Source organism: Halosimplex halobium (genome assembly GCF_051414055.1).
In the GTDB taxonomy this organism is placed as follows: Archaea; Halobacteriota; Halobacteria; order Halobacteriales; family Haloarculaceae; genus Halosimplex; species Halosimplex halobium.
This window is the reverse complement of record NZ_JBLKNX010000007.1, coordinates 92,707-109,499: the sequence shown is the minus strand read 5'-3', so window position 1 is coordinate 109,499 and position 16,793 is coordinate 92,707. Positions and strand designations below refer to the sequence as shown.

19 protein-coding genes are annotated in these 16,793 nt (G+C 68.1%); 11 read left to right on the top strand and 8 right to left on the bottom strand.

All coding sequences use genetic code 11. The annotated features are described in order from the left end of the window. Positions 1-64: 64 nt before the first annotated feature. The 3 genes from glmS to ACMGFG_RS09085 form a co-directional block, all read right to left on the bottom strand. Complete coding sequence (gene glmS, locus ACMGFG_RS09095; protein ID WP_436930024.1) at positions 65-1,873, bottom strand: glutamine--fructose-6-phosphate transaminase (isomerizing); 1,809 nt, start codon at positions 1,871-1,873, stop codon at positions 65-67. 61 nt (positions 1,874-1,934) lie between these two features. Beyond that, positions 1,935-3,134, bottom strand: a complete 1,200-nt coding sequence (gene glmU / locus ACMGFG_RS09090; RefSeq protein ID WP_436930023.1) for a bifunctional sugar-1-phosphate nucleotidylyltransferase/acetyltransferase — start codon at positions 3,132-3,134, stop codon at positions 1,935-1,937. 131 nt (positions 3,135-3,265) lie between these two features. Next, the gene (locus ACMGFG_RS09085; protein ID WP_436930022.1) at positions 3,266-3,541 is read right to left on the bottom strand and encodes a ribbon-helix-helix domain-containing protein; all 276 of its coding nucleotides are present in this window, start codon (positions 3,539-3,541) and stop codon (positions 3,266-3,268) included. 286 nt (positions 3,542-3,827) lie between these two features. Here ACMGFG_RS09085 and ACMGFG_RS09080 point away from each other — a divergent pair, with 286 nt between their 5' ends. From ACMGFG_RS09080 to ACMGFG_RS09065, 4 genes are all read left to right on the top strand, one after another. Then, positions 3,828-4,370, top strand: a complete 543-nt coding sequence (locus ACMGFG_RS09080) for a DUF7342 family protein (protein ID WP_436930061.1) — start codon at positions 3,828-3,830, stop codon at positions 4,368-4,370. Then, positions 4,367-4,843, top strand: a complete 477-nt coding sequence (locus tag ACMGFG_RS09075) for a toxin-antitoxin system TumE family protein (RefSeq protein ID WP_436930021.1) — start codon at positions 4,367-4,369, stop codon at positions 4,841-4,843. The genes ACMGFG_RS09080 and ACMGFG_RS09075 overlap by 4 nt, the downstream gene beginning before the upstream one ends. Before the next feature lie 193 nt (positions 4,844-5,036). Continuing rightward, positions 5,037-5,333, top strand: coding sequence for a toxin-antitoxin system TumE family protein (locus ACMGFG_RS09070; protein WP_436930020.1), 297 nt, complete (start codon positions 5,037-5,039; stop codon positions 5,331-5,333). Positions 5,334-5,356: 23 nt separating this feature from the next. Further along, positions 5,357-5,767 (top strand): HVO_A0114 family putative DNA-binding protein, encoded by a 411-nt coding sequence (locus tag ACMGFG_RS09065; RefSeq protein WP_436930019.1) that lies wholly within the window; start codon positions 5,357-5,359, stop codon positions 5,765-5,767. 31 nt (positions 5,768-5,798) lie between these two features. Here ACMGFG_RS09065 and ACMGFG_RS09060 read toward each other — a convergent pair whose 3' ends face one another. Continuing rightward, positions 5,799-6,659 (bottom strand): CheF family chemotaxis protein, encoded by an 861-nt coding sequence (locus ACMGFG_RS09060; protein WP_436930018.1) that lies wholly within the window; start codon positions 6,657-6,659, stop codon positions 5,799-5,801. A 212-nt stretch (positions 6,660-6,871) separates the two neighbouring features. Here ACMGFG_RS09060 and ACMGFG_RS09055 point away from each other — a divergent pair, with 212 nt between their 5' ends. Both ACMGFG_RS09055 and mntA read left to right on the top strand, forming a co-directional pair. Continuing rightward, a complete protein-coding gene (locus ACMGFG_RS09055; protein WP_436930017.1) occupies positions 6,872-7,957 on the top strand; it encodes a Gfo/Idh/MocA family protein in 1,086 nt (361 codons plus the stop codon). 255 nt (positions 7,958-8,212) lie between these two features. Beyond that, the gene (gene mntA, locus ACMGFG_RS09050; protein WP_436930016.1) at positions 8,213-8,617 is read left to right on the top strand and encodes a type VII toxin-antitoxin system MntA family adenylyltransferase antitoxin; all 405 of its coding nucleotides are present in this window, start codon (positions 8,213-8,215) and stop codon (positions 8,615-8,617) included. 116 nt (positions 8,618-8,733) lie between these two features. Here mntA and ACMGFG_RS09045 read toward each other — a convergent pair whose 3' ends face one another. The 3 genes from ACMGFG_RS09045 to ACMGFG_RS09035 all read right to left on the bottom strand — a co-directional run bounded on the left by ACMGFG_RS09045 (position 8,734) and on the right by ACMGFG_RS09035 (position 12,047). Then, positions 8,734-9,603: a CheF family chemotaxis protein gene (locus ACMGFG_RS09045; RefSeq protein ID WP_436930015.1), complete on the bottom strand. Its 870-nt coding sequence runs from the start codon at positions 9,601-9,603 to the stop codon at positions 8,734-8,736. Between the two features lie 85 nt (positions 9,604-9,688). Further along, positions 9,689-10,597: a winged helix-turn-helix domain-containing protein gene (locus ACMGFG_RS09040; protein WP_436930014.1), complete on the bottom strand. Its 909-nt coding sequence runs from the start codon at positions 10,595-10,597 to the stop codon at positions 9,689-9,691. 235 nt (positions 10,598-10,832) lie between these two features. Then, on the bottom strand, positions 10,833-12,047 hold the full coding sequence (locus ACMGFG_RS09035) for an RNA-guided endonuclease InsQ/TnpB family protein (protein WP_436930013.1): 1,215 nt from the start codon (positions 12,045-12,047) through the stop codon (positions 10,833-10,835). Between the two features lie 137 nt (positions 12,048-12,184). Between ACMGFG_RS09035 and ACMGFG_RS09030 the strand changes: the two genes are divergently transcribed. Beyond that, positions 12,185-12,442 (top strand): hypothetical protein, encoded by a 258-nt coding sequence (locus tag ACMGFG_RS09030; RefSeq protein WP_436930012.1) that lies wholly within the window; start codon positions 12,185-12,187, stop codon positions 12,440-12,442. A gap of 119 nt (positions 12,443-12,561) precedes the next feature. On the opposite strand, the gene ACMGFG_RS09025 is transcribed toward ACMGFG_RS09030, so the two are convergent. Then, complete coding sequence (locus ACMGFG_RS09025; RefSeq protein WP_436930011.1) at positions 12,562-13,431, bottom strand: undecaprenyl-diphosphate phosphatase; 870 nt, start codon at positions 13,429-13,431, stop codon at positions 12,562-12,564. Between the two features lie 135 nt (positions 13,432-13,566). Between ACMGFG_RS09025 and ACMGFG_RS09020 the strand changes: the two genes are divergently transcribed. The 4 genes from ACMGFG_RS09020 (at position 13,567) to ACMGFG_RS09005 (ending at position 16,761) form a co-directional block, all read left to right on the top strand. Next, entirely contained in the window at positions 13,567-13,833 is a 267-nt protein-coding gene (locus ACMGFG_RS09020) for an AbrB/MazE/SpoVT family DNA-binding domain-containing protein (protein WP_436930010.1), read from the top strand. Next, positions 13,834-14,193, top strand: a complete 360-nt coding sequence (locus tag ACMGFG_RS09015) for a type II toxin-antitoxin system PemK/MazF family toxin (protein ID WP_436930009.1) — start codon at positions 13,834-13,836, stop codon at positions 14,191-14,193. Positions 14,194-14,282: 89 nt separating this feature from the next. Next, the gene (locus ACMGFG_RS09010; protein WP_436930008.1) at positions 14,283-15,239 is read left to right on the top strand and encodes an archaellin/type IV pilin N-terminal domain-containing protein; all 957 of its coding nucleotides are present in this window, start codon (positions 14,283-14,285) and stop codon (positions 15,237-15,239) included. 94 nt (positions 15,240-15,333) lie between these two features. Continuing rightward, the gene (locus ACMGFG_RS09005; protein WP_436930007.1) at positions 15,334-16,761 is read left to right on the top strand and encodes a tRNA pseudouridine(54/55) synthase Pus10; all 1,428 of its coding nucleotides are present in this window, start codon (positions 15,334-15,336) and stop codon (positions 16,759-16,761) included. The last annotated feature ends 32 nt before the right edge of the window (positions 16,762-16,793 follow it).

Sequence of the window (16,793 nt, the reverse complement as noted above, 5' to 3'; positions counted from 1 at the left end):
AGCGGTATCGCAGACGCCGGTATAAAATGCGTACGGTCGAATTATCGTCGCCGGTATCGGATCCCTACTCTACCGTCACGCTCTTTGCCAGGTTCCGCGGCTTGTCGATCGACCGCCCCAGCTCGTCCGCCACGTAGTAGGACACCAGCTGCAACTGCACGTTCGCCAGCACAGCCGCAGCCTGGGGGTGCGTCTCGGGCACCTCCAGCACGTGGTCCGCATACCGCTCCACGTCGGACTGCCCGTCCGTAACCGCCACCACGGGCGCGTCGCGAGCCTCGACTTCCTTGACGTTCCCGATGGTCTTGCGGGCCATCTCGCCGTCACCGGTCACAACAGCGAACACGGGCGTATCCTCCGTAACCAAAGCAAGCGGACCGTGCTTCAGCTCGCCCGCAGCGAAGCCCTCGGCGTGCTTGTAGGTGATCTCCTTCATCTTCAGCGCGCCCTCCAGCGCGACGGGGTACTGCAGGCCGCGGCCGATGAAGAAGTAGGCGTCGCTGTCGACGTACGTCTCCGCGACGGCCTCCGCCTGTGAATCGTCGAGGATCGCCTGAATATTACTCGGAAGATCCCGCAGCGCGCCGATGATGTCGCGCGTCCCGTCGACGCGGGTCGTCCCGAGCGTGAACAGGTTCAGCGCGGCCAACTGCGACGCGAAGGTCTTCGACGCGGCCACACCGATCTCCGGTCCGGCCCGGATGTACAGCGCGTGGTCGCACTCGCGCGCCACCGTCGACCCGACCGTGTTCGTCACCGCGAGCGTCCGGGCGCCCCGCTTGCGGGCCTCCCGGAGCGCCGAGAGCGTGTCAGCGGTCTCGCCGCTCTGGGTCACACCCACCACCAGCGCGTCGCCGATGGGCGGCGGCGACGTGGCGTACTCGCTGGCGAGGAACGCCTGTGCCGGGATCCCGGCGTTTTGCAGCAACTGCGCACCGTAGAGCGCGGCGTGGTAAGATGTCCCACAGGCGACGAACTGGACGCCGGTCGGCGACAGGTCGCCCAGGTCGCCGATGTCGACCGTCGCGGCCATCTCGTCGACGCGCCCGCGGAGACACTGCCGGATGGCGCGGGGCTGCTCGTGGATCTCCTTGAGCATGAAGTGGTCGTAGCCGCTCTTGCCGGTCTCCTCGGGGTCCCAGTCCACGGTGTCGACGTCCTTGTCGACCGTGTTGCCGTCGACATCCGACACCCGCCAGCCGTCCGCCGAGAGCGTGGCGAACTCGCCGTCGGCGAGGTAGACCACCCTGTCGGTGAAATCGCGGAACGCGGGCACGTCGCTGGCGAGGTAGTAGGCCGGGTCGGCGTCCTCGTCGGCATCGTCGATCCCGAGCACCAGCGGCGAGTCGTTGCGCGCCGCGTAGAGGGTGTCGTCGCCGGAGACGACGACCGCAACCGCGTAGCTCCCATCCAGCCGCGAGATGGCCTCGCGGACGGCCGCCTCGTTGTCGGCGCCGTCGGCGAGCGCGTCCTCGACGAGGTGGGGGACGACCTCGGTGTCGGTGTCGCTCTTGAACGTGTGGCCGGCCGCGACGAGTTCGTCCCGGAGCGACTGGTAGTTCTCGATGATCCCGTTGTGGACGACGGCCACGTCGCCCGAGCAGTCGAGGTGCGGGTGGGCGTTGGCGTCGGTCGGCGGGCCGTGAGTCGACCAGCGGGTATGGCCGATGCCGGCCGCGCCGCCGATCGAGCGGGATTCGAGCGCACCCTTCAGGTCCTCGATCTTCCCGGATTTCTTGCACACGTCGACGCGCTCGCCCGAGAGAGCGACGCCCGCCGAGTCGTAGCCGCGGTACTCCAGTTTCGAGAGGCCGTGGACGAGCACGTCGAGCGTCTCGTCCTCCCGGCCCACACACCCGATGATACCACACATTAGCCAGTCACCTCGTTTCGTTCGGTTTCACGTCCGTCCATCGCAGGTCCACCGCGTCCGTTCATCGAACCACCTCCGCACCGCCGGCGATCGTCCCGCCCGCGCGGACGCTCGTCCCGATGTGCGCGTCGGGGCCGACGAGCGTCCCCGGGGCGAAGCTCGCGTCGCCCTCGGCGGTCACGCGGTCTGCGACGACGGCGCCCAGCCGCTGGTCTTCGAACACCTCGCGCCCGACGCGCACGTCGGCGGGGCCGCCCGGGACGACCGTCCCCGCGCCGAGGGTCACGTCCTGGCCGGTGACGGCGTCGATGAGCGTCGACCCCGACTCGACGCGCGTGTCCGTGTCGAGGACGGAACTCCGGACGGTCGCGTTCGCGCCCACAGTCACGTTCTGGCCCAGCGCCGCGCCGGGGCCGACCACGGCACCGGGGCCGACCTCGCAGTCCGGACCGACCACGACCGGCCCCTGCAGGACTGCGGCGTCGTGGACGGTCGCCGCGGGGTCGACCCACACGTCCGCGTCGCGCTCGCTTCGCGCGGGCTCGTCGACGTGGCCCCGGGCGAGCACCTCGTCGGCCACCGCCAGCAGGTCCCAGGGGTAGGTCGCGTCGACCCACATCCCCTCGGTCCGCACCCCGCGAACCCGGCCGTCGTCCATCAGCCGCCCGATGGTGTCGGTCAGCGCGAGTTCGCCGTCCGAGCGGTCGGTCGCGTCGATCGCGTCGAACACGGACGATTCGAACGCGTAGACGCCGGCGTTGATCAGTCGGTACTCGTCGGTGTCGGGTTTCTCGACGAGTTCGGCCACGTCGCCCTCGTGGAGGACGACCGCGCCGTACTGGCTGGTCTCGGGCCGTTCGAGGACGGCCATCGAGGGCTCGCCGCTGTCCTCGAACTCCCGGACCACGTCGCGGACGATGTTGGCGTCGATGACGCGGTCGCCGTTGACGACCAGCGCCGGCCCGTCGACGGCCTCGCGGGCCTGGAGGAGGGCGTGCCCGCTGCCGAGCTGTTTGCGCTGGGTGACGTACTCCAGGTCGACCCCGTCGTAGGTCGGCCCGAAGTGGTCCTGCACCCGCCCGCGCTTGTACCCCACCACGACCACGATCTGCCGCACGTCCGCCGCGACCAAGGCGTCGAAGACGTACTCCAGGATCGGCCGGTTGGCCGCCGGCAACATCGGCTTGGGCCGGTTGCGAGTCAGCGGCCGCAGCCGCGTCCCCTCACCCGCCGCGAGGACCACCGCCGTATCGATGCTCATACGTGTTCGTCGTCGCCTGCCACTTTCAACTTTCTGGGCGACGGATCTGACGCGCGTGGTCTGGTGCGGTCGTCTCCTTCAGAATCGACCGATCCCCGCGCCCGAATTCCCGTGACCGACCTGTTCAGTCGTCACCTGGCGTCTGTCCCGTACTTCTCCCGCATCTCGTCGCTCGAAATCCCCTCGCACTCGTGGAACTGTGCTTCACTGATCGCCAGATCCTTCCAGACGCCAGCGCCTTCTGGATGGTTCACCGAATCACGCAGTGCGTATCGGATGAATTCGCTTCGGTTGTTGAATCCATGCTCCCGCCACGTCTCGTCGACCACATCGAGAAATGAACGCGAGATCTGGAGGTTGATCCGGTCGATTTTGGGCTCGTTCCCGTCCGAATCGGTGTTCGACATACAGATGTGCGCCAGACGGACACACAAAATACTATTGCCGCTCTTGGTAGTCGATACTGCTCCTCTAGTGTTACCTGCGACCGTGCGTCCGCGGGGGGCATCTATCGTGAGCTTGCGGGGTCCCTCGACTACGTCGAACTCAGGGTCGCAGTGCGATCCTGACGACAGATAAGACCAGTATACTGATCCACGAATTCTTATATTTGTGCGAACAACAGTGAAGTAGATGACTGAAGACGAACCACCGGGTCAACCACGGGGGGACAGAGACGGCGACAGCCGGGACGTGAACGAGATCGTCGAGGAGGAGTGGGTCGACGAGACGACGCCGTTCGAGCGGGTCTACGAGGTCGTTCGGCGGACGTACGACGGCGAATCCGCCGACGAAATCGCCGAGCGCGCCCGCACGTCACCGACGACCGCGCGCAAGCACCTGCGGACGCTGGCCGACGCGGGCGAGGTCGCAACGGCGGAAGACGGCGGGACGACGCTGTACCGGCGGTCGGAGACAGCCATCGTGACTGAACACGCCCAGTCGCTCCTGCAGGACCGGTCGACGGAGGAGATCAGCGCCGGGATCGCCGACATGAAGGCGACGATCCGGGAGTGGCGCGAGGAGTACGGCGTCGACTCGCCAGAGGAGTTCGCCCGCGAGCTGGACGTGGCCGACGCAGACAGCGAACACGGGTCCGTACTCACGGAGTGGCAGACTACCCGTCGCAACCTCGCGCTCGCGCAGGCGGCGCTGGCGATCGCCGACGCCCAGCGCGCGGGACACCTCGCCGGCCGAGACGGGGACGACGACGAGGATACGTCGGCCATCACATGAGAGAGGACGAATCAGCGTCCTCGACCGACGAAGACAGAGACGAAAGGTTCGGTCCGATCGACGCGGGGGCGCTCCGCGAAATCCGTGACCTGTTCGTCGACCGCGAACCGCTCGTCGAGACCGCCGCGCTGGACGACCCGCTGAACCCGGGGACGCTCGCCGTCGAACTCGCCGACGGTATCGGGGACGCCTCGAGTGCCCGGCTCGACGTCCGCTGGAGCGTCACCGGCAACTACGCCGTTCATTACACGGACGATCTGGATCGGGATCTCCGCTTCGACTGCCACCCGAAACCGGACGCGCCGAACCGACACTTCCACCCGCCGCCGGACGCAGCGAGCCGACCGGTCGAACCGTCCTGTATCTCCGTCTCGGAAGTATCGCTGGTCACCCGTGCAGTCGTGCAACTGTGGCGAGACGCGTACGAACGCGGAAGTCTAGACGGGATCAACGAGGCGGAGAACCCGCCCTGAGTGCCGGTCAGTCTTCGCCCATCCGTTCGCCGGCGACCGAGCGCCAGCGGGCGGTCATCTCCAGCTTCAACCGTCCGTAGACCCCTCCTCCTTGAATTCCGCATCGGCAAACTCGATACCAGAGATATCGACCGTGAAATGGTGCTTTCCCCCACAGGCTTTTCATTCTATGGTGTCAAAGCCATAGGCAGGGATGGCACCCTACCACCCGGTCGACGACTGGTCGTACACGGAAGGCGACAAGGTGGTCGACGTGGCTATCGCCACCACCGACGACGACGCGTACCCCAGCGGGTGGCGATACGCGCTCCACTTCGGAACGATCGACGGGGAGACGATCCTTCGGTACGACAACGCACACGAGGATACGAAGGGCCACGAAAAACATACCGAGGAAGGGGTCGAGCAGATCGAATTTCCGGGGATGACACCGCTGTACGAGGAGTTCCTCGAAACGGTCCGGACGGACCTCGAAGATCTGCCGCGGTGAGGTGCCATCGAACGGAGAGAACCATGACGAAACTCAAGATCACGGTCGGGACCATGGACGAACTGGCCGAACGAACGCGCGACCGCCTCGAAGCCATCGAGTCGGGCGCCGATCCCGAAGACCTCGACGACGTGCAACCCGAACTGCGGTTCGAGTCGTACGGCGAACTGTTCGACCTGTTGAGCGCCCAGCGTATCGAGCTACTGGAGGCCATCGCAGCCCACGACCCGGAGAGTATCAGAGCCGCCTCCGAGTTGGTCGAGCGCGATTACAAGACCGTTCATCGGCAGTTAAGTGAACTGGTCGAACTCGGCGTCGTCGAGTGGGCAGACGCCGGACCGGGGACCGCCAAGCAGCCCCGGTTCCCTTACGACGGACTCGAGATCGATATCGATCTCGTCGACGACGAACGACCCGACCCCGCGGCAGCGTGAGCGACCATCTCCCCGATTCCCCCGGCACCGCTCACTGCTCGCCCATCCGTTCGCCGGCGACCGAGCGCCCGCGGGCGGTCATCGCCACCTCGGTGCGCTCTCGGACCACCTCGATCACGTCGAGTTCGATCAGCCGGTCGTAGATGGCCTCGATCTCCTCGACTTCGGCGTCGACGAACTCGGGGATCTCGAACGGCGAGACGCCCGAGTGCAGCGCCATGACGACCTGTTTCTCGACGGGGCCGAGGTCCAGATCCGCCCGGTTGCGCTCGACGCCCTCCTCCAGGACCTGCGAGAGGACGGAGAGGTCGTACTCGTCGCCGGTGACGTGCGTCTCGACGCTGATCTCCCCCTGGCTGTGTTCGACCTCGATGACGCGGCGCTCGTCCCCGGCGGCCTGGCGCTCGTCCTCCTCGACCTCGCCGATGTCGTCGCGCTCGATGACGACCCGCTCGCCGTCGGCCAGCGCCAGCCGGATGTCGTCGTCGGTGATGCGGATGCGGGCCTTCGTCCAGTCGGTGCCCTGGACGACGCCGCCCTCGACAGCCGGGTGGTCGACGAAGAGCACTTCGCCGTTGAGGCAGGCGTGGTAGAAGTCGGTCTCGAACTCGTCGTGTTCGGCGCCCGAGACCAGCACCACGTCGTCGCCGACGTGGAGGCCGAGGTAGCTGGCGACGCCCGCGGCGCGCTGGTTCACGTCGTAGCGCTCGCCGATCTCGTCGATCTCCGCGAGCGGGACGGTCAGCTTCTCCTCGGCGACGAGCACCAGCCGCTCGGTGGTCAGGACGATCCGACAGGACTGCCAGTCGGCGTCGTCGCGCTGGCGCCCGTCGGCGACGGCCTGCATGTACCGGCCCTGCATGTCCGTCACCTTCTTCTCCGAGTTGCTCATGGGACCGCGATTGTCGGGCTTTCCCGGTCGCCCGCAATAGGCGTTGCGGGCCGATTATCGCCTCCCGAAATCGGTCGCCTCGGCCGGGGTCCGAACCCGCCAACGGCTCCCGACGACGCGGAGGAATCGGCGCCGACTCACCCGGAGACCGACAGCCGGACCAGGCCGCCGCGGCCCAAAGGCTCATCCGCGGTCCAGACGGGATCACAGCCATGACAGACGGACAGCAGACGGTGCGCCTCGGCGTCGTCGGACTCGGCTTCATGGGCCAGACACACGCGAACAACGCCGTGGAGTTCGGCCACGAGGTCGTCGCGGGGACGGACGTGGTGGCCGACAGCCGCGACGAGTTCGCCCGGTCGTTCGGCGCGACGACCTACGAGGACGCCGACGAGATGTACGAGCGCGAGGACCTGGACGCGGTCGTCGTCTCGACGCCCAACGCCTTCCACGAGGAGTCGGTCGTCGGCGCGCTCGAACGGGGCTACGACGTGCTCTGCGAGAAGCCGCTGGCGGATACCCTCGACGCGGCCGAACGCATCGCCGCGGCCGCCCGCGAGGCCGAGGGCTTCTGCATGGTCAACTTCCACAACCGGGTCTCGACCGCGGCGGAAGTGTTAACCGGCTACCGCGCCGACGGCCGGTTCGGCGACGTGACCCACGTCCAGGCCGACTACGTCCGCTCGCGGGGCATCCCCGGCGTCGGCTCGTGGTTCACCAACGAGGAGCTGTCCGGCGGCGGCGCGGTCGTCGACATCGGCGTCCACGCCATCGACTTCGCGCTGTACCTGCTGGATTTCCCGCCCGTCGAGGAGGTGTTCGCCGTCACCCGCACCGAGTTCGGCAACCGGGAGGACTACGCCGACCCCGGCGACTGGTACGACGAGACCGAGGAGGCCGTCTTCGACGTGGAGGACTCGGCGACGGCGATGATCCGCTGTGCCGACGACCGCACGGTCTCCCTGGAGGTCGCCTGGGCGGCCAACCAGACCGAGTCCCAGGAGTTCCTCGTCCGCGGGACCGACGCCGGGGCGCGCCTCGACCTCGGCGGCGAGGAGTTGCACCTGATCGAGTCCGGTCGCCAGGGCACCGACCACGTGATGGAGGCCGAGCTGGCCGACGGGTCGCTCGACCACACCGGCTGGGAAGGCAACGACAAACGGTTCTTGGAGGCCGTCGCCGAGGGAGAGCCCCCGGCCGACAGTACGGTCGAGGAGGCGCTGACCGTCCAGCGCGTCATGGACGCCATCTATCGGTCGGCCGAGGCCGGGACGTGCGTGAGCGTCGACGACGAGTAACGGAGCAGACCAGCGGGAAGAGGGCGCTTCTGTGGTCGAAACACCTGTCGCTTGTAGTTTTGCTCGTCAAGTACCGTCCGTGGGCGTCGAACGACACCTCGGTGTGGGTGCGGACCTCGTCGGTGCATCCGGAGACAGAGGCCTGGACAAACCCGTCGACGCCGGCACCAACACTAATACGTCGGTGGGATCGAACTAGAAGCAATGACCTCCGCCGAGCGCCGTCTTCCCCTCGACGAGGCGGAACTGACCCGAGTGCGCGAGATCCTCTCCGAACACGGGGTTTCGTTCGCGATGGTCTTCGGGTCCCTCGCGAAGGATGACGTACATACCGACAGCGACCTCGATCTGGCAGTGTCGTTCGAGGCGCTCGGTCCCGAAGACGAGGGATACAGCGACGCGTATCTCCGCCTCCGCTCGGCGGTCGGGGACGCGATCTCCTACGACATCGATATCGTGGACGTTCGGACCATGCCCGAATCCTTCGCCGAGACCGTCTTCGAACACGGAGTGACGATCCGCGGGTCGGAGGACCAACGAGCCGAACTGAAAGCGGAATTCGCCGGGGAAGAACTCTCGACGGAAGCGGCGAAAGACCGGGTAGCAGCGGCCGTTGAGCGGCTTCGGAACGACGGCGAGGTAGACTCGGGAAATGCCTGAACAGGGGAGAAGATGGGCAATACAGACGAAATCGTGTTCGATGCCGTCCAGAACAGTCTCGAACGGTACGTCGAATTCGTCGAAGCCGTCCACGAGTATCTCTCGGGGGAGTAGCGCTACTGCTCGCTCATCGCTTCGCTCGCCAGATTCCGCCCGTGGGCGTTGAGCGACACTTCGGTGCGGGTGCGGACCTCGTCGACGGCGTCCATCTCCAGCAACTTCCCGTAGATCTCCTCGACCTCCTCGACGCTGATGCCGACGAAGTCGCTCATCTCGAAGGGGGAGACGCCCGAGTACAGCGCCATCAGCACCTGGCGTTCGGTCTCCGTGAGCTCGTGCTCCTCGCTGCCCCGCTCGGAGACGACGGCCTCGAAGAGGTGAGCGAGCGCGCGGCAGTGGGCGTCGGTGCCCGAGAAGTGCGTCTCGACGCTGCGGTCCTCCTCGTCGGTGTGTTCGAGCCGGACGACCTGCCGCCGGCTGCCCATGACCTCCTGGGTGGCCGTCTCGACGGTGCCCACGTCCTCGACGGGGAAAGACGTGCTCCGGCCGCCGGGGAGCGCGAGCTTGACGGTGTCGTCGGCGAAGCGAAAGCGGGCCTTCGACCACTCGGTGTCCTGGACGACGCCGCCGACGACTGCGGGGTGTTTGACGAGGATGACCTCCGCGTCCAGCGCCGCGCGGCAGTACTCCCGGTCGAAGGCGTCGACCTCGGGAGCGTCGACGAGGAGGGTGTGGTTGCCGGCCCGGAGCGCGGTAGCGCCGTCGGCGGGGAACCCTTCGGGGACCACGCCGTCGGGGTCGTCGACGAGTTCGACGGCGCCGTGGGGGAACGACTGGTTGCCGTCGGCGTCGGCGAGGACGATCCGCTCGCTGGTGAGGACGACGCGCGAGGAGCGCCAGCGCGGCTGGTCGACCGGTTCGCCGTCCCTGACGACGAACGCGTAGTCGCCCGAGGCGTCCACGAGTTTGGCTTCGTCCCCGCTCATGTCGCAGCTATCGAAGGATGACGGCGCGACCTATATAAATTCGTCTGGGCAATCTCGCACTGTACGACCGCGACACGCACCGCGGTCACGCGCGGCGCTCCGCGACCACGTCGGCGGCCTCGTCCAGCGTGAGCACGAGGCGGTCGCCCTCGTGTTCGACCGGAACCTCGACCCGCGGCGGGTCCTCGGCGACGACCGAGGCCGTCGGCTGGACCGCCCAGTCGAACGCCCAGATCGGGGTCTCGGCCACGTCGATCCCCCGCTCGTAGTAGAAGGCGACGACCGCCGGGTGCGAGAGGACGGTGGCCTCGACGTTGGCGAACATGTCGTCGCCGCACCGCCGGCAGGCGTACCGGACGCCGGCGTCGTACACGTCGTGTACGTCGGGCGGGTCCAGCTCCAGGTGCGGGTCGACGGGGCCGTGGCAGACCCCGCAGAACCCGCGCTGGTAGCGCTCGAACGTCCGGCGGGTCCAGCGCTCGGCGACGACGGGCCACTCCTCGCGGGGGTGGTCCTCGAACGCCCCCGGCGGGACGGTGAGGCTGATCACGTTCCGGTCGCAGTCCGAACAGGCGATACGGACGTACTCCTCGTCGAACAGCGCCGCGAGCGACCCCTCGCAGTACGGGCAGTCGGCGTCGACGGGGACCGGGTCGCCCGCGACGGTCTTCGTGTAGTGGCCGGCGAGGACCGACCCGACGACGTGGGTCCCCGCCGCGGTCAGCGCGTACCCCTCGTCGGTTTCGCGGACGAACGACCCGCGGAGCTTGTCGAGGTGGTAGTTGAACTGCCCGCTGTCGCGCACCCCGACCGCGTCCCGCAGCGCCGAGAACGACAGCGGGTCGTCGGCCTCGAACAGCGCCCGCACGGTGGCGAGGCGCGTCTCGTTGCCCAGCAGCTCGAAGGCGCCCTCCGCGGACACTCGCTCGACGATTCCGTCCCCGCGCTCGTCGGCACCCGGTCTCTGTTCTCCGGAGTCTCCTCCGTCGGCCATACTTCGACACTCGGGACTCCGCGGCACAAATATCCCGGGGCGCCACCCTGTCGCTCGCCGCTCGGCGAGCACGGTCGACCGGATAGTGACAGAGCTCTTACCGGACTGCGTTTCAGTATTTCGCCCTACAGAAATGTATTTCGTATTATACTTATGGTGGCCCCGGCCCTTCGATCAGATGTCACCAACCCACGGCTGAGGCCGTGGGCTTGTCGGTGGACTCCCGTTCTGGCCGCTACTGGGCGGCAGGCGAATACTCGCCGTTCACGTTCAGCGTCCCCGACTTCAGGGCGAGGTGACGTGTCGCCCCTCCGTGCGGAGACTTCTGCCCCGCACGGAGATACCGAACGCCGATGTTCTTCGCCGCGTTGTAATCGGCGTTGACCTCGTAGCCACACTTCTGGCAACAGAACCGCGCCTGTGACGACCGATTCTCCGCCAGTGTCGTCCCGCACTTCGAACAGCGTTGGGACGTGTACGCTGGGTCGACTTGCGTCGTCTCGATGCCTTCCGCTTCGGCTTTGTAGGCGACGTAGTCGTACAACCGACGGAACGCCCAGGCGTGGAATTGCTTGGCGTTAGGTAGTCGCTCGCGGATGTCGGTCAATTCCTCGAAGACGATCGTCTCGCAGTCGTGGGCGAGTGCTTCCTGGACGATGGACTTCGAAACCCGGTGCAAGTAGTCCTCGACCCATCGTGTCTCCCGATCGCCCAGTTGCTCGAGCGTTCGATGGGCTGATTCCGTCCCAGTCTGCTGGAGATTTCCACGGACGCGCTCGCACTCCCGCCGACGGTGGTTCAGGAGGCCACCGCTCCAGAACTGGCCAGTCGAGGTGACGGCGAGCTGTTCGATACCGAGGTCGACACCGAGGACTGTGCTGTGCTCGGCATCGCCGGTGTCCGGTATCTCCGACTCCACTTCGGCCCTTGTGCCGACGTGAAGAAAGAACGTGTCCGTCGCCTCGCGGTACTGGAGCGTCGCGCCTGTAATCTCGTAGTCGTCGTCGCGGAGATACTCCGTTTGTGGATTGTCGCCCTCGGGCGGCAGAACGTAGTCGGCCTCGATGCGGCCATCGACCGTCGAGAGCGAGACGTGGTCGTCGTGGAAGGTCGCGCTGCGCTTGTCGTAGCGGACCGACGGCGTGGTGAACTGTGGTCGTGAGGCGTCTTTGCCCGCTTGCCAGCGCGCGACGACACCCTTGATTGCCTCGGCAGCCTTGTTCCGCGCGGATTGAACGAGATTGGCCTGGAGTCTCGTCTGCTCGCGTACGTCCGTATACGTCCGCTCGTGGAGCTGCTGCTTGGACGTGGGCTTGTACTCGTCCTGCCAGGCGTCCTCGACGACGTAGTTGGCAGCCCACAAGTACTCCTCGATGGTTTCCTGGAGGAGAGCTGCGTCGCTGTCGTCGACCGTCAGTTTGACGACGACAGTTCGCCGCACCTCCACCATACTTCATATAGTGAGGCGTAGATTTATATTATTTACCGAATCGTGTGGGAATCTGCTGTCAACGGTCGTGGAGTGTGTCGGTGTCGTCGGCTTCCTCCCACGACCTGTGAAGTCGTGGGTTTCCGCCTTGCTACTCTATGAGCCAACCTGTCCACGGTTCGGCCGCGGTATCGGCTTCCGTCGCGTCCCACTCGGTCGCCCGGGTCGTCGCAGTCAGCGCGGTCGCGATGGCGGTGGCGGTCGCGATGGTTGCGGCCGTCGCCCAGCCCGCGGTCGCCGTCGGCGTCGCCGTCGCCGCGGCGGCCGTTCGCTTCCGGCACGTGGTCACCGTTCCGGTGGCCCGACGCGCCCACGAGCGGCTGAGCGCCGAGCGCGGCCGCCCGGCGGCGAAGTGACGCGAGCGAACTGAACGACTCCCGAGACATCGCTTCGGCCCTCCCCGCGCGCCCGCTACGGAAACCGGGTGCGCGGCACCTACGTACACGACGGCGAGCAGCTACACAACGGCGATCACTCACACGACGAGCAGCCAGTCCTGGACGCCGGCGAGCAATCCGCGCTCGGCGAGCACGAGCAGGCCGCCGCCGACGACCGCCAGCGCGCCGAAGCCGACGCAGACGCCCCAGAAGGCGACGCGGCGGACCAGCGCCACCAGCGCGCCGACGGTCAGGTAGCCGACGACGGCGCTCACGGCGAGCGCCAGCACCGCCTGCGGGACGGGGATCGTCGGCACGCCCTCGTCGAGGACGACGAGCAGGCCCGCGCCGAGCGAGGCGGGGATCGAGAGGAGGAAGGACAGCTGTAGCGCGCGCTCGCCCTCGTGGCCCCGCAGGAGCAGCGCGCTGACCGTGGTGCCCGACCGGGAGACGCCGGGGAGCAGGGCGAGGCCCTGACAGACGCCCACGAGCACGGCGTCGGCGGCGCCGGGCGTCTCGCGCTCGCCCAGCCCCCAGCGGTCGGCGGCCCGCTGGATCAGACCTGTGCCGACGAGCAGGACGCCGACGGCGGCGACGAACGCGCCGCCCGCCAGCTCCGTGGCGGCCTCCGAGAGCGCGGCGTAGATCGAGAGCCCGACGACCCCCGAGACGAGCGTCGCGACCCCGTAGAACGTCAGGTCGGCGCGGTCGGCGCCGAAGGCGTCGCGCGGCCGCCACGCCGGGACGGATTCGAGGACGCCGACCGCCTCCTCGCGGTAGAAGGCCAGCGCGGCGACGGCCGTCCCCGCGTGCAGGAAGAGCGCGAACTGCGTCGCGTCGAACGCCGACTCGCCGGTCAACAGCGCGACGACGAGCGCGACGCCGCCCTCGCTGGAGACCGGTAGCCACTCCAGGACGCCCTGCACGAGCCCGACCAGCAGTGCGAGCAGCGTCGCCCGCGGATCCATAGCGGGAGGGCGTGCCTGGCGAGTAAAGGCGTTCGGGTTTCGGGAGCGTACCCGCCGGACTGTTCCGCTCGCACCCTCCCTACCAGTACCGACGCGACCACAAGGGCCATGAGTATGAATACGATATGATCGCACATGTCGAGCGAGGAGGAGCGGACGGTCGGCGAGCGCGGGCAGGTGACGATCCCGAAGGGGATCCGCGAGCGGCTGGGCATCGACGGCGGTGACGAGGTCGTCGTCCGGGAGGACGACGGGAGGGTCGTCATCGAGAAGCCCGTCACGCGCGAGGAGCTCGCAGCGGGCTATCGCGCCACCGCCGAGCGCGCCCGCGAGATCGCCGAGGAGATGGAACACACGTCCAGTGAAGCCGACGACTACCTCGGAGACGCGCCGGACTGGTAGATGGCGGGGACACACGTCCGTCGCGGCGACATCGTCGTCGACCTCGACCCGACGCGCGGGTCGGAACAGCGGGGCACCCGCCCCTGTCTCGTCGTCCAGAACGACGTCGGCAACGAGAACGCCCCGACCACGGTCGTCGTCCCGTTCACCACCTCGTTCGGCGACCAGCTGCACCCCTTCGAGGTGCTCGTGCCCGCCGAGGAGTGCGCCCTCCGCGAGGACTCGGCAGTTCTGTGCAGCCAGATCCGGACGGTATCGATCGAGGAACGGGTCACCGAGGTGATCGGATCGATACCGGACGAGCGTCTCGACGAGGTCGATCGTGCCCTGGAGTACAGTCTCGGCCTTCGAGACGTGTAATCCCGACAGCCGGTCTCGTCGGGGAAGCGGTTTCACGAATTGAAACCACCGGAAACGGTCAAGTCGGTCCACTCCTGCGTTCCGACACAGTGTCGCGGCTCGACCGACGGGACAGGGGACTCTCCCCGGTCATCGGGGCCACGTTGCTCGTCGCGATAGTGGTGGTGCTGGCGGTCGTCGCGGGCGGGGTCGTCCTCGGGCTGACCGAGGAGCGCGAGCCCGCGCCGGAGGTGCGGCTGTCGCTGGAGTCGGCCGGCGACCTCCCGGGGGAGCACGCGCTCGTCCACGACCACGGCGAGGCACTCGACGGCGACGACGTTCGCCTCCGCGGGGTCGCGAACGACGAGGCGCTGGCCGGCGCGGACTTCGCCGCCGCCGACAGCCGGCGCGTGTACGCGACCGACGAGACGGTCGAGGTGGTCTGGTTCGGCGACCACGACACCAGCTACGTCCTCCAGGAGTTCACCGTCGACGCCGACGCGACGGTGCCGTCGCCGGACGAGGGCTGCGACTGGGTCGACGCCGAGACCGACGGCGGGACGGACGACGCGAAAGTCGACGGGATCGCCGTCGCCTGCGACGTGGAGACGGACAAGGTGATCGAACTCCAGAACGGCGGCGCGGTCGTCGGCGACGCGGTCAGCCACGCGAAGCTCGTCGACCTCGACGACTCGCGGATCTACGGCGACGTGACCGTCGAGAAGGACGTCAACGTCCAGGACGGGACCGTCGGCGGCTCGGTGCGGGCACGGACCGAGAACGTGAAGGTCGACGGCGCGACGGTCGGCGGCGCTGTGCGGGCAGAAAAGACCGTCGAGGTCATCGACGGCGGGTCGGTCGGCGGCGACGCCGAGAGCGACGAGAAATCGGTGAAGGTCCTCGACAGCAGCGTCGACGGGTCGGTAACCGCCGACGAGGGAGTGAAACTCGACGGCGCGACCGTCGGCGGCGAGGTGTTCGTCGACCCCGCGGAGTTCGACTGCACCGACTCGACCATCGGCGGGGAGGACTGCAGCGAGTACTCGCCGACCGACCCCGACGCCTGAGCGGCGCCGGGTCCCGAACGGACGGTATCGCCGGGAGACGAGCGCGTCCGCGGATGTCGAAAGGGAATTACGGCCCGGTCGCCCACTCTCCCCCATGACCGACGACGCGCGCCCGACCGACGACGTGCTCGACCTGGCGCGGCGGGCCGTCGAGACGGGGCCGCTCTGTGACCCCTGTCTCGGCCGCCTGCTCGCCGAGCGGAGCTTCGGCCTCACCAACCGCGAGCGGGGCCGGAGCCTCCGCGTCGCCGTCGCGCTCGCCGACGACCGCCCCGTTGCCGACCTCGAACCGGACGAGCCGTGCTGGGTCTGCGAGGGGGAATCCACCGAGCAGCGCGTCCAGGAGTGGGCCGAGCGCGCCGCCTACGCCGTCGCCGACTACGACTTCGAGACCTTCCAGGTCGGGACGCGCGTCCCGCCGCTGTTCGAGGAGAACGACGCGCTCCTCCGGGAGGACCTCGGGCTCGATTCGGACGCCGGCGAAGCGCTCAAGACCGAACTCAACAGGGAAGTGGGCAAGCGGTTCGGCCGCGAGACGGGCGCCGAGGTGGAGTTCGGCCGCCCGGACGTGCAGATCACGCTGAACCTCGGCGACGACACCGTCGACGCGCAGGTCAACTCCGCGTTCGTCTACGGCCGCTACCGCAAGCTCGAACGGGACATCCCCCAGACGAAGTGGCCCTGCAACGACTGTAACGGCACGGGCCTGATCCGCGGCGAGATCTGTGAGGGCTGCGACGGGTCGGGCTACCGGTACGACGAGAGCGTCGAGCAACTCACCGCCCCCGTCGTGGAGGAGGCGATGGACGGCGAGTCAGCGACCTTCCACGGCGCCGGCCGCGAGGACGTGGACGCCCTGATGCTCGAGGGCGGCCGCCCGTTCGTCATCGAGATCGACGAGCCCCGCGAGCGGACCGTCGACGCCGCGACCCTCCAGCCCGAGATCAACGAGTTCGCCGACGGCAAGGTGGAGGTGACCGAGATCCGGCAGGCCACCCACGAGATGGTCGAGCGCGTCAAGGAACTCGACGCCAGCAAGACCTACCGGATGGAGGTCGAGTTCGACGAGGCCGTCGACGCCGCCGATTTCGAGGCCGCGCTCGACGAGCTGGCGGGCGCGACGGTCGAACAGCGGACGCCCCAGCGGGTCGACCACCGGCGGGCCGACCTGACGCGGACCCGCGAGGTCTACGACATCGAGGGCGAGCTGGACGACGAGCGGACGGCGACCGTCGAACTCCACGGTGAGGGCGGCCTCTACGTCAAGGAACTCGTCTCCAGCGACGAAGGCCGCACCGAGCCGAGCCTCGCGGGCCTGCTCGGCGTCGACGCCGAGGTGACCGCGCTGGACGTGCTCGACGTACAGGGCGAGGACGAGCCGTTCGCCAGGGAGGAGTTCTTCCGCGACGAGCCCGGGGACGCCGGCGCCGATGGCGACAGCGAGGGGGCCGGGAGCGACGAGCGGGAGACGGCGTCGGACGGATCCGGCGACGGGGAGTCACCGGCCGCGGACGGCGAGTAGCCCGAACCGGGCGAAGCCGCCGCCACCGACGG